Here is a 12,354-nt window from a genome sequence, read left to right as displayed (position 1 = left end):
TTTACAAAGCCAGCCATAAGTGCCTCAATCTTAATTCGTAGTGGCAGGAGGTGCTGATTCATAATCCGTTGGCTGTACCGGATTACCTTTAGTAGTGCCTGCTTTTTCGTCTTTATTATTCAATACTTTGTTTTTCTGTCTTTTGAAAGGACGGTCAGCAGAGCCTTTGTCGGTGCGTTTGTTTTGCTCTTTCAATTGCGGAGTATCCGAGTTGCCCAGATTGCTGGCATCATTAGGCACACCGTTCTGGTTTACATCTGTAGGGCCCTTGTCCGTGTAGCGTTGCTGTCTTTCCACTTGAGGACTATTAGAGGTACCCAATTTGGCACCATCATCTTTGCTCTCAGCCGCATAATTGGACATTGAAACTGTTGAGAATAAAATCGCGATCATTATTTTTTTCATTGTTATATCCTTTAAATTTAGCGCTAAAGACTAAGCGCCGGTGATGAAATAAGTTATTTATAAGCGTAAGCCATTAAATAATGTTTTGTTATGCAGCTCTATCAGTTCGCCGCTCATTTCGCTGTAGGAAGTCACTGACTGATGTCGAATCACTTAAGATTTAGTGGGGATGACAAGGCTTGGAATATAAATGATCAGGATGGCTGGACGGTTACTTAATATGGGCCTTATAGAAATAAAAAAAGCCGGCTGGATTTAGCGGGCTTTATGTGAAGCAGATTGTCTTAACTCTAGATACTGGCACGTTTACTAATATCCTTTCTCTTAACTTGAGGGATAATTCGATAGAGTCCTGGATCTGGAGCATCTGGATTATCATCCGGATAAAAATCTTCGTACAAGTCTCTCTCCACGCGTTCGGTAATTTCAGTGTCAATGGGGGTAGGACTCGAAGTATCCGGCTCGGGGATTTCAGACTCTTCTGAGTCATCAGCCAGTTCAGAGCGATCCGGGTCCAGCAGATTTTTGTCCCATATTCTCACTTCCTTGCTTTTAAACTCTATGTTCAAAGCCATCATTATCTCCTTTGCATTTTCCAAAGTTAAATTTCAGTCAATTGTTCAATAAATAACATCCCATCGTTAAGTTAAGACAATTTAGATAAAAAAGTTATAAGCCCATTTCTGATTGTAGTGTAAGAAAATTTATTTAGGTATTTTTTACCTATAATTTTCAGTAAAAATGCCTCTGATGAATACTTGCTAGCTACTAAAGCAGTGTGCCCTTGGTTACTAAACCAAGGGCACACATTTAACACCTATGCAAACGGGGGTTTACTAGCCTTCGCCACGTTTTACCTTATCTACATACTCCTCCAGATTCACCAAACCTTCTGATTCTGCAATCGCTTTTTCTTCGGGTGTAATGGCGTCCTGCACCATATCGAGTCTTTTCCAGGTTGGAATTGGCGTCACTTTACATGGCTCCGGCACATATTTGGATTGATCAATCTTTTTATATTTGTGGATATACCGCGGGCAATTTACCCATATCTTGGTCACAGTCACAAAGATCAGGTACTTCGCTTCGGTATATTCCGCCATCAGTGCATGCTCACGTACCAGTTTGGCAGTGCCTTGCACCCTGATTCTGTGTGGTGTTTCAAAGTCGATAAACAGCAAGCCAACTTTACCTTGGCCATCGATATTGCCAACCGAGTAAAACATGCCATTACCATCAAAACCTGGGAAAACCAGCGTGCTTTCATCCAGCACTTTTACAAACCCCACGCCGCCGCCCTTGTATGACACTGTGGGCATGCCATCCCGGTCAACGGTAGAAAGAAAAAACATGTCACGGCTAGTGATAAACGCTTTCTCTTCATCAGAAATCGCTTCATGAATCCAGCCGTTGTCTAATAGTTCTGCAAGCTTGGTAGTTTCAAACTCTTCCTGCAGTGCGCGGTGCTCTGGTGAATATATTGATGCCATTGATTACCTCCTAAATAAGGCCATTAAGTACCGGCCATGCTATCCAACCCTAAAATCAATCCAACCTTATTATTGGCTAAGTATTTTTATCTATGATCCAGCCTACAGCTTCATTCTATTCGAACATAGCATCATTACCAAACGGCTTTGAGGCGTCAATTTACCGACAAATTGCTGATGATGGTTCTTGATACCGATTTTAACTTTGTGTCTAACATATGTCGAAATCAGTTTCCAAAACATGTTTTAAAATTAATTATATAGATGCTGATAGACGAGCTAAAAATATGAATGCACAAAAGTATATTTAAGAATAATATTTGTACTCATACTTTTAACAATGACAGAAAAATTAAGAGTATTTAACTTTCCTGCAGACTTGCTCTCCCTCAAAAACCAATAAGAACAGGATCGGATTTTGATTAAAAAAACTAGAGAAACCGCCATCAAGACTCTCGAGTTCGATCCACATGACCTTGCTTGTGAAGAGTTACGTCATGTTTACCGAAATAAAAACAGTAGCAAATTAATCGTATTATTCAGCGGGTTGGTTGCGGCAGGTATGCTGGCCTGGGACATAGGTATTATTTATGCTGGCACATGGTATGCCTGGTTGCTGGTAGCGCATGCCTGGCATTGGTGGCTGGGTCGCCTGGATTTTCTCTCGGCAAACGTCAGCATTGAACTGGCACGCATAAACCGCCATGTAACGGCAGCAGCCATTGCCGGTTTGGGCTGGGGCGCGCTTTCATTCTCATTGCCGTTCGTAAGCAGGCCTAGCAAAGCGGCTATCCTGATCATTATGCTGATTGGCGTCATCATGGCGCTGCCACGCCTGGTGGTTTTCCTGCCCATATTCTTTGCCTTTGCTGCCGGGGTGTATGTACCGCTGTTATTGGCAACCCCGTTTCTGGATTTTGAAACCCTCCATATGGCAATGGTCATGCTAATTGCGGTTGGTGCAACGATGTGGGCATCGGCCAGCGAGGTGCGCAAGATATTGATTGATGTGCTGCTGAAACAAGTACTATCGGAACAGGCTTCGTGGGAAGACAAACTGACCGGCATTGGCAACCGGCGTAGTTTTGATGTCAATTTTGCTAACTATTGGGCGCAGGCTTGCCGCTCCAAAGTACCGCTATCACTCATGATGGTGGATGTTGATTTTTTCAAAAAATTCAATGATAGCTACGGTCACCAGGCTGGGGATGAATGCCTGCGCCAAGTGGCACTGGCATTAGATGGTTGCGCGCGCCGCGCTGGCGATTCCGTGACCCGCTATGGTGGCGAAGAATTTGCTGTAGTGCTATTCCATACCTCGTTAAATGAAGCACAGAACATTAGTCAAAACATGCTGAATGCCGTGCGCAAGTTGAATATCAGGCACGAACAATCTACACATGAAACCGTCACCATTTCAATGGGCATTACCACAATTCTACCCAGCCCTCACGATGACATGCAAAAGCTGATTGTAGAAGCCGATAAATGCCTTTATCGCGCAAAGGAAAACGGACGTAACCGGGCGGAATGGCAGATATTGGACAATTTGAACGTCTCATAACCCATACCCCCTCCCCTAACTCTCCAAAATCGCATCTATTGTCATTATTTGTCATGATTTAGACAAAATATGTGAAGCTGAGATAGTTATTGTTGTTATGTATGTGCAATAATATTTACTCAAACCATATTTAAATCAAATAGTTATTACCTGTTTCACGAATATTAACAAGGATGGCACATAAGTTGCTAATTACATTTAGAGCAATATGTTTGGCTTAAAAGATGGAAAGGCTTTTAACCTCAAGCTTTCGCTAAAAGATTGAAGTACCTTTAAGAGTGCTGATTTTTAAATGTGTGTAACGTGGGTAGAAGTACCTAGCTTATCAATATTCCGGGGAATTAATATGTTCAATTTGATCAAAACAGTGTTTGTAAATTTCATCTCTGACGAAGAAGGTGCCAGTGCCATTGAGTATGCATTACTTGCAGCCATGGTTGCTATTGCACTTGTCACATTCGTACAGCCTATCAATACGGCTATCACTACCATTTTTACCAGCATCCAGACTGCGCTGACTTAAGTAACGCATCCCATGCACTCGCCAGTTCCAACTGGCGATCAATCACAGAATGCATAGCATGACTGTTGCTGAAATGATTGTAGTTGCCTGGTGCCTGGTTGTTGCCATGTCAGATCTGCACGCAAGACGCATCCCCAACATGCTGACTCTGGGCATGTGTGGGATTGCGTTTTGCTGGTTGCTGTTGACCGGCCATTCCATGCTCAATGCCACCCTGCAATCCACTGCGATTGGCGCCGCCATCAGCCTGTTGTTAACACTACCGGCATATGCTGCGCGCCTGCTGGGTGCTGCGGATGCCAAGTTATTGCTGGCAATTGCCTTGGTTGCTGGCAGCGACTTAACCTTGTTTTCCTTTGTGATAGCAGCCTTGCTTGCAGCTCTGTTGGGGATGGCTTACCTGTTGATTGCCTGGCTGCGTTCCCGACCCTTCACAGGCAATAGGTGGCTGCCATTTGGCGCTGCTTTAGGAGTGGGTTTGCTGTGTGCTATAGGGATAACCAATTGATAGTAACTATGAAAAAAAATGGTTATTTAAACAGACCTCAAAAAGGTGCAGTAGCTATCGAGTTCATGATGCTATTCATGCTTTTTTTTGCGCTGTTTTATGCAATGGTCAATTACGCCATGGTAATGCTGATGCAATCAGCATTTGTACATGCGGCTGAAGAAGGCGCACGCGCGGCCATTGCGGTCGACCGCCTGGCGTTCGTCAGTAACGTGGCTTATTTAAGCAACGGTATAGACCCAAAAGTACGCAGCGTGGTTGGCAATTCGTTGAACTGGTTACCCACAAAACCGAAAAGTAAGGTACTGGGTGCCGGCAATAGTAATGTGCAACTGAGCATGAATGGCAACCAGCTGACAGTCAGTGTGGTGTATAGCGGTTATGCCGCAGACCCACTGATCCCGTTGCTGACCTTACCCATCATAGGACAGATTCCGAAAGTACCTGCTGATCTGGCAGGTAAGGCAGTGATCGAACTTTAGAAAAATACTAAGAAAAGGAAGGCAGCATGAACAGTACATTTTTGCGTGTATTGGCGACATTGATGGTGATTGCTGCCATTGTCACCGCCTATATAGGCTATAAGCTGAGCCAGAAAAAACCAGCCGACACTATTAAAGTGGTGGTACCGACTTATACACAAGTCATTGCGCGAAACACGTTGCCGGCAGGCCATGTGTTGGTGATTGAAGACCTGGATACAGCTACCACATCTGTTTTAGACAAGCATGTGTTCAGCGACCCGCAAACGTTGATTGGCAAGGCAACCACGACCTCCATCATGCAAGGCGCGGCGTTTACTGCTTCGCACTTTCCCACCAGCAGTGTGCTGGGGCAAGCGCTAGCTCCGCATGAGCGTGCGGTCGCCATTAAAGTAAATGAAGTGGTTGGTGTGGGCGGCTTTATCAAGCCAGGTGACCATGTCGATGTATTGCTTTATTTGCGTTCCGAGCGTGAAACCGGTGAAGTCAGTTCTGCACAGGTAATACTCACCGATGTAAAAGTGCTGGCTTACGGCAGCCTCACCAGCGAAAGTCTATCCAGCCAGCCGGAGGCATTGACGCCTTCAACATCGGCCAAATTGGGCGCCGATAACAATTCCGACATCAAGAACAGCAAGGACAGTCGTTCTGCCATTCTTGCAGTAAACGCAGAGGATATGGCAAAACTGATGCTGGGAGAAAACACAGGTTCTTTACGCCTGGCTTTGCGTGGAGAGGCTTCAGCGACCCACGGACCTGCTATGGCAAGTAATCAGCTTGTCAGGTTGAGCGAAGTTTCTCAATCACTTGGTGTAAAAGCACCAGGACTTTCTCCAACGACTATCGAAACCACTCAAGCAGAGTCAAGCAAGAGGCCAGTCACTGCTACTTCTAAACGCGAACAGGTGATTGTGCATCTCGGCGAAAAAACAGAGGTCATCCATGTGGCCAGATAATAACCAGAAAGCCGGGGGTTAACCATGTCGAATATAAAATATATCTGGCTAGCGCTTGTTTGTAGCTTGTGCAGCTTTGCCCTGACCGCACAAGCTGAGGAAACCAGTGGCCTGAGTCTGGCAGTAGGCGACCAGCAGGTGTACGTGCATGCCAGACAGGTCAAACGCGTGGCAGTAGGCAACCCTGATGTCGTCAGCATCAGTATGCTTTCCTCACGCAATCTACTGATCATCGGCAAACAAGCGGGCGCCACTGACATTGCCATATGGGAAAATGAAAAAGCAGCCACGCCGGCAAAACGGATCAAGGTGGCGGTGCAGGTCAGTATCGAGCTTGAACAGCAACGTTTAAAACTTTCTAAAAATATCAGATTGTTGCCAGCAGGCAACCAGGTGGCGATGGCCGGTGAAGCCGATTCCCTGGAAGACCATACCTTCGCCCGCCAGGCCGTTGATAAAAGCATCACAACCCCGATGGATGCGACTTTGAGCAGCTTCGATAATCAAGTGCAGATTGATATCAAAGTGGTTGAAGTGAGCAAACAAAATATGATGCGGGCTGGGTTTTTCCTGGGGAAGAATAGTGGCAACACCACGCTTTCCATGGGGACCCCGGGCAATCTTAGTGGTGTGCGTAGAGGGCCTCCGGTCACTTTTAATGGTAGTTCTGGCGAGCCTTTCACACTGGATAGCGCCTCAGGATTTTTACCTGTCCCGAATGCCTTTAACTTTGTGGCTGGGAATGCAAGTCGAGGCCTGCTCGGTACACTGAGTATTCTCGAAGCGAATGGCTTTGCATACACACTGGCAGAACCAAGCCTTACTGCTTCTTCTGGGCAAAGTGCCAGTTTTCTTGCCGGTGGTGAATTTCCCATTCCTATACAGTCAGGTGCAGGCGGCTTGGGCGCAGTGACGATTCGTTACAAAGAATATGGCGTGCGTCTTATGCTGACACCTACAGTTTTAGATTCAAACAGGATTTTTCTCAAGGTATCCCCGGAAGTCAGTGAGATCGACTTTACCAATGCCGTACAAAGCGGCGGGGTTGCCGTGCCTGGCTTGCGCGTGAGGAGGACAGATACCAGCGTCTCGCTCGGCGATGGCGAAAGTTTTGTCATCAGCGGCCTGGTCAGCCGTAACACATTGCAAGATGTGGACAAGGTTCCGGGACTAGGTAACCTGCCGATTATCGGCGCGTTTTTCCGCTCTACCCGTTTTGACCGTGAAGACAAAGAATTACTGATGATAGTCACCCCGCACCTGGTGCGACCCATTGCCAGGGATGCCGCGTTACCAGTCATGCCAGGCGGCAACCTGCGTGACTACAACCCCAGCTACAGCGACCTGTTCTTCCAGAAAGGCCCCAAGCCGGATACTGGGATCCCTGCCACCGGCTTTTCGAGGTAAACCATGAGCGAACGTAACTGCTTTATTGCCATTACCCAAAGCCAGGACTGCCTGCAATGGCTGGGCCAATCGCTGCGGGATGAAGGTGAAATGATTCCTGCCGATTCGCCTTCGATTGACCGGGTGGTACAACTCTCGGATGCCATCGGTGCCTCCATTATTTTTGTGCAGCTGAATCCGGCTGAGTATCGAAAAGAAGCTTTACTGATTGAAGGTATTATTGCTGCCAAACCTTACTTGCCGGTGATCGTAGTGGCAGATTCTTTTGACCAGAACCTGTTGCTCACCGTCATCCGCCTTGGTGCCCGTTTTATCAAGATTGGCAGTCGTGCAAGCGAAGTCATCGCCGAAGTCAAACGCCTGAATCCCCGTGATAACGGATTGCAAACCTCACAAAGTGACCAGCATGGCAAAATCACTGCGGTGGTCAGCGCCCGCCCAGGCAGCGATTCGCCCATGCTGGCGCTACATCTTGCGCTGGCGATTCAGGAGACCGAGCCTACTCTGCTGCTGGATCTGGGGGTGCCCCATGGCGATGCCATGCTCTACCTTGGACTGACTTCTTCGTATAGTTTTATCGATGCGATCCGCAGCTTGCGGCGTATCGATTCCACCCTGATCCAAACCGGTTTTGGCCGCCATAAAAGCGGACTCACCGTGCTTTCAATGCCGGAAGACTCCTGGACAGGCGCCCAGTTTACTGCCGCTGATGTATGCGTGCTGCTACGCAGCCTGCGTCGCCATTTCTCACGCATCGTGCTTAACCTGGGTGGCATGGTCGATTCAGATTTCCTGCTATTGCTGCTGGGCAATGTCGACCAGATTGTTTTGCTGGTAGAGCAAAGTGTGCCCAGCTGCCGGCAGAACATGCAGTTGATCAAGCATTTGCGTGAGGAAAAGGTCTCTCTGGCCAGTACCGGTGTGGTAGTAGATCGCTACCTGTCCAAAATGCCGCCGGACGCAGATAGCATTGCCCAATCATTTGGCCTGCCTTTGCTTTCCAGCTTGTCATCTTCTGGCATGGCACGCCTTGCCACCATGAATTCTGGCGAAAGCATGTTTGAGTTGTCTCCCAATGACCCCTACAGCGTCAGTGTGCGCAAACTGGCTGACAAATTGTTGGATGGCCCCGCCACGCAAACTGAAAAAAAGAACGGCCTGCTGCATAAGCTGATTTCTGCCATCACATCTACCGACGATAAATCTTAAAGGCATGAAGATGAACTTCCAGTTACGCGGATTTGATTATGGCCTGAAACAGGCGCAAGACTACCAGGAGCTCAAGTTTCAGCTGCATCAGCACCTCATTGCAGAAATTGAACGCGACCACTTGGGATTGCTGGAGCTGGCACGTGACGAGGTTGCCGATTATGTGCGTGAAAAAGTGATTGCCTATGTGGCTGACCGGCATCTGCCTATCAGCGGTTACGACCTGGATAACCTGGTAGAAGAAGTGGTCGACGAACTGGCCGGTTATGGCCCATTGGAAAGCTTGATCAAGGATGACCGCATCAACGATATTCTGGTCAATGGCCCGACAAAAATCTTTATCGAGCGAGATGGAAGGCTGGAAACCACCACCTTGCGCTTCATTGATGATGAACATGTATTACGCGTGATTCGCCGTATTCTTGCCCATTTGGGGCGCCGTATTGACGAAGCCAGCCCGATGGTTGATGCACGGCTGCCGGATGGCAGCCGGGTCAATGCCATCATTCCACCACTGGCGCTGGATGGCCCGTGCCTGTCGATTCGTAAATTCCGCAAGCAACCACTACTTTCCGGAGACTTGCTGCAATATGGCACGCTGGATGAAGAAATGCTGGCTTTCCTGACTGCCGCGGTTGAACGACGCTGCAACCTGATCGTGAGCGGTGGTACAGGTGCCGGCAAAACCACTTTACTGAATGTGCTTAGCCGGTTTATCCCTCCCAATGAGCGGATCGTCACCGTTGAGGATGCAGCCGAGCTGCAACTGGAACACGAGCATGTGGTCAGGCTGGAAACTCGGCCCTCCAACATTGATGGCAACGGCGAAATTACCGCACGCGAGCTGGTAAAAAACTCATTGCGTATGCGGCCGGACCGTATAGTGCTGGGCGAGGTCCGCGGCGAAGAAGTGATGGATGTACTGCAAGCCATGAATACCGGCCATGATGGTTGTATGAGTACGGTGCATGCCAACAGCCCGGAAGACGCCATGTTGCGCTTCGAAATGCTGGCTGGTCTGGCAAAATTCCAAGGCACGGAAAGTACCTTACGCAAGATGATAACCGCCGGCATTGAACTGGTGGTGCAGATTGCACGCATGCCGAATGGGCAGCGCAAGGTTACTTCAATTACCGAGATTGCCGGTGTGCGCGATGGTCACTTTGTGCTGAATGAGCTGTACGCTTACGACGCATCCACCGGCTATTTTGATCACCCTGGCGTCAGGCCCTGCACCAGGAAATTACAGAATCTGCCATTCCGGAGGCAGGCATGACTACGTTAGTCGTGTGTATTATTCTGGCCTCTGCCGGCATGTTGCTGCTTGCTTTCTGGATGTTCAGGTACAGCAAGCAGGCGCGTATCCGTGAGCTGATGTTCAGCCATTTTCGCGAAGTGTTGCCGAATGGCATCACCGTTGCCGGTGCTGTACCCGGGGCACAGCAGACGCCCTGGCTACAGTTCAAAACACGCGCTTCTATCTACATTGGGTTTGACTTGCAAAAGAAACATGCATTCCTGATACCGGCTGGACTACTGTTGATCGGCATGGTTGGCTGGCTCATTTATGGGTTGATCGGTGCAACCCTGATGACCGGTGCCACCCTGTTTATCTTTGGGTTTTTACTGCCGTATAGCCGGTTGCGCCGACGTCAGGCACAGACCATTGCCCAGATTCCACTGTTTATCGACCAGCTGTTACGCAGCCTGAGCACCGGGCGCAGCCTGGAAAGTGCTATCCGCTTTGCCGCAAATGAATCGGCGCCCCCTTTGCGTTATGTAGTAGACCGGGTCACACGTGCCGCCGACCTCGGCGCCGACATGGTGGAAAACCTGACCGAGGCAGCCAAGCTCCACAACCTGCGTGAGCTCAACCTGATTGCGTTGTCCATGCGCATCAGCAATCAGTATGGTGGCAGCCCGCGCGACATGCTGGATAGTGTGGTGAAAATGGTGCGCCAGCAGGAATTGGCACATCGGGAACTGGCAGCCATGACCGGCGAAACCAGGATGTCCGCCTGGGTGCTGGGGACTACGCCTCTCGCAATCGCCGTCTACATCATGGTGATGAATCCTACCTACCTGAATATGCTGCTGGATGATCCTACTGGCAAAACTTTGCTGATGACTGCACTGCTGCTGCAAGGCACGGGCGCATTTATCCTCTGGCGCATGCTGCGGAGCGTGTAAAGATGAGCATTTTATGGCCGATTTCTCTGGTTTTCTTGCTGGTCTCAGCAGGCCTGATGCTGTATGGCGCCCTTAAAGATAGCCATCCGCGATACATTCAGCGACGTTTCCGCGAAGCTTTACAGCAGGAAGGTATCCACATCTCAACCCGGTTTGGGCCACTTGACCTGGAGGAGGTCGTACATGAAGTTCTGGACAAGGTTTCAAGCAGCGAAATGGAAGAAATGCAACGCCTGCTGGTGCAGGCAGGCTGGCGAGGTGCCAAGGCGCAGCTGAATTTCCTGCTGGCCGCCTGGTTGCTACCGCTGGCCCTGGGTTTGATGGCGGCCGCTTATGCAGTTTTGAATCAGGATACCTGGATCAATGTGTTGTTCCATTTGCTGTTCGTCTTTGCTGCGAGCTTTGTGCTGATTCGCCGCCTGTTGCGCTGGAAGGCACAAAATCGGCGTGATGCCCTCCGTAAAGAAATCATTCCATTTTTGCATTTACTACGCATGCTCTTCGAAGCAGGCCTGTCGATAGAACACATTTTGTTAGTCATTGAGCAACAAGGCCAAGACCTGATTCCTAACCTGGCGAACGAGTTGAAACTGGTGATTAAACGCATACAGTCCGGCCAGGACCGCTCGGATGCCCTGATGGACATGGCCACGCCATTAGAGGTCATGGAATTGACCGACACCATCGCCATGCTGAAACAGGTGACGCGCTACGGCGGCAATATCCGTGATTCGCTGGCGGAATATACCACCTTGGTTGAGCAGCGCCAGGTATCCGATTTACGCGAATATGTCAGCAAACTTTCCGCCAAGATGACGGTAGTGATGGTTTTATTCCTGTTTCCGGCATTGATGATTTTCCTGGCCGGGCCAGGATTTATGGGGCTCTCCAAAGCCTTGAATGGAGTCAATGGTCTATGAGATCGATCACATGTTTAATCATGCTCGCCGGCCTGTGGCTGCACACCTCATTAAATGCGATGGCAGCCGATGGCAAAGCACCTATTAAGCTCATTGCAGACAAGGTTTGCACAGAGCTTATCCCCGAAGAATCCACCAGGCTGGCGCTGATTCAGCAAATGCTGGCAGATGGGAAACCACACGCCGCCATCGCCCACCTCGATGCGCTCAAGACCAAGAGCGAACGCGCAGAATTATTGCGTGCGCACGGCTTACGCCAGACCGGGCGGGCGCTACAGGCACAGGTAATTTACGAACAATTGACCAACAGCTGTGTCTCCGGCCACGCCTATCGCGGCCTGGGGCTGATCGCCAGCAATGCCGGCAATTTACCGGAGGCTTTGCGTTACCTTAAAGCAGCAAGTGGCACACTGCCTACCGAACATACCATCCGCAATGACTACGGTTATGTGTTGATGCAATCGGGCCAGCATGACGCCGCTTTGCACGAATTCCTCACTGCGGTAGAGCTGGCACCCGATTACCGGCAGGCGGCCCATAACCTTATTTTATTGCTTTACCAACAGGGCGATACCGCACGTGCAGAAGCGTTTGCCAAACAGTTTGGGATTGTGGCCGATGAATTGCAGCAACTGAAGAAATTGGCGCAAGCGGGCAACAGAGCCGGCCCGGTCACTGCACAATGAACAAGAAGGAGATC

Annotated in this window: 14 protein-coding genes; 11 read left to right on the top strand and 3 right to left on the bottom strand. The window is 49.3% G+C overall.

Annotated features, from left to right (window positions below; all coding sequences use genetic code 11):
* Positions 1-30 precede the first annotated feature (30 nt).
* From ASG24_RS07210 to ASG24_RS07200, 3 genes are all read right to left on the bottom strand, one after another.
* Positions 31-405 carry a hypothetical protein gene (locus ASG24_RS07210; protein WP_055828426.1) on the bottom strand — a complete coding sequence of 125 codons (375 nt, stop codon included), beginning with the start codon at positions 403-405 and terminating at the stop codon, positions 31-33.
* Positions 406-695: 290 nt separating this feature from the next.
* Positions 696-983, bottom strand: a complete 288-nt coding sequence (locus ASG24_RS07205; RefSeq protein ID WP_162241160.1) for a hypothetical protein — start codon at positions 981-983, stop codon at positions 696-698.
* Between the two features lie 258 nt (positions 984-1,241).
* Positions 1,242-1,895 carry a pyridoxamine 5'-phosphate oxidase family protein gene (locus ASG24_RS07200; RefSeq protein ID WP_055869618.1) on the bottom strand — a complete coding sequence of 218 codons (654 nt, stop codon included), beginning with the start codon at positions 1,893-1,895 and terminating at the stop codon, positions 1,242-1,244.
* Between the two features lie 418 nt (positions 1,896-2,313).
* On the opposite strand from ASG24_RS07200, the gene ASG24_RS07195 reads away from it, so the two are divergent.
* The 11 genes from ASG24_RS07195 to ASG24_RS07145 all read left to right on the top strand — a co-directional run bounded on the left by ASG24_RS07195 (position 2,314) and on the right by ASG24_RS07145 (position 12,340).
* Positions 2,314-3,459, top strand: coding sequence for a diguanylate cyclase (locus ASG24_RS07195; RefSeq protein ID WP_055869615.1), 1,146 nt, complete (start codon positions 2,314-2,316; stop codon positions 3,457-3,459).
* A gap of 346 nt (positions 3,460-3,805) precedes the next feature.
* Positions 3,806-3,982 (top strand): Flp family type IVb pilin, encoded by a 177-nt coding sequence (locus ASG24_RS07190; protein ID WP_055869611.1) that lies wholly within the window; start codon positions 3,806-3,808, stop codon positions 3,980-3,982.
* A 58-nt stretch (positions 3,983-4,040) separates the two neighbouring features.
* The gene (locus tag ASG24_RS07185; protein WP_235562343.1) at positions 4,041-4,490 is read left to right on the top strand and encodes a prepilin peptidase; all 450 of its coding nucleotides are present in this window, start codon (positions 4,041-4,043) and stop codon (positions 4,488-4,490) included.
* Positions 4,491-4,498: 8 nt separating this feature from the next.
* Positions 4,499-4,972, top strand: a complete 474-nt coding sequence (locus ASG24_RS07180; protein WP_055869605.1) for a TadE/TadG family type IV pilus assembly protein — start codon at positions 4,499-4,501, stop codon at positions 4,970-4,972.
* A gap of 26 nt (positions 4,973-4,998) precedes the next feature.
* Entirely contained in the window at positions 4,999-5,928 is a 930-nt protein-coding gene (gene cpaB, locus ASG24_RS07175) for a Flp pilus assembly protein CpaB (RefSeq protein WP_055869602.1), read from the top strand.
* Positions 5,929-5,952: 24 nt separating this feature from the next.
* The gene (locus tag ASG24_RS07170) at positions 5,953-7,335 is read left to right on the top strand and encodes a type II and III secretion system protein family protein (protein ID WP_200936988.1); all 1,383 of its coding nucleotides are present in this window, start codon (positions 5,953-5,955) and stop codon (positions 7,333-7,335) included.
* 3 nt (positions 7,336-7,338) lie between these two features.
* Positions 7,339-8,544, top strand: a complete 1,206-nt coding sequence (locus tag ASG24_RS07165) for a hypothetical protein (protein WP_055869599.1) — start codon at positions 7,339-7,341, stop codon at positions 8,542-8,544.
* A 10-nt stretch (positions 8,545-8,554) separates the two neighbouring features.
* A complete protein-coding gene (locus ASG24_RS07160) occupies positions 8,555-9,820 on the top strand; it encodes a CpaF family protein (RefSeq protein WP_055869595.1) in 1,266 nt (421 codons plus the stop codon).
* Positions 9,817-10,734 carry a type II secretion system F family protein gene (locus ASG24_RS07155; RefSeq protein ID WP_055869592.1) on the top strand — a complete coding sequence of 306 codons (918 nt, stop codon included), beginning with the start codon at positions 9,817-9,819 and terminating at the stop codon, positions 10,732-10,734. The genes ASG24_RS07160 and ASG24_RS07155 overlap by 4 nt, the downstream gene beginning before the upstream one ends.
* Before the next feature lie 2 nt (positions 10,735-10,736).
* Positions 10,737-11,654 (top strand): type II secretion system F family protein, encoded by a 918-nt coding sequence (locus ASG24_RS07150; protein ID WP_055869587.1) that lies wholly within the window; start codon positions 10,737-10,739, stop codon positions 11,652-11,654.
* Positions 11,651-12,340, top strand: a complete 690-nt coding sequence (locus ASG24_RS07145; protein ID WP_055869584.1) for a tetratricopeptide repeat protein — start codon at positions 11,651-11,653, stop codon at positions 12,338-12,340. The genes ASG24_RS07150 and ASG24_RS07145 overlap by 4 nt, the downstream gene beginning before the upstream one ends.
* Positions 12,341-12,354 lie beyond the last annotated feature (14 nt).

The sequence above is a fragment of the Methylophilus sp. Leaf414 genome (assembly GCF_001425425.1).
Classification (GTDB): Bacteria; Pseudomonadota; Gammaproteobacteria; order Burkholderiales; family Methylophilaceae; genus Methylophilus.
This window is presented reverse-complemented; position numbering and strand designations above follow the sequence as displayed.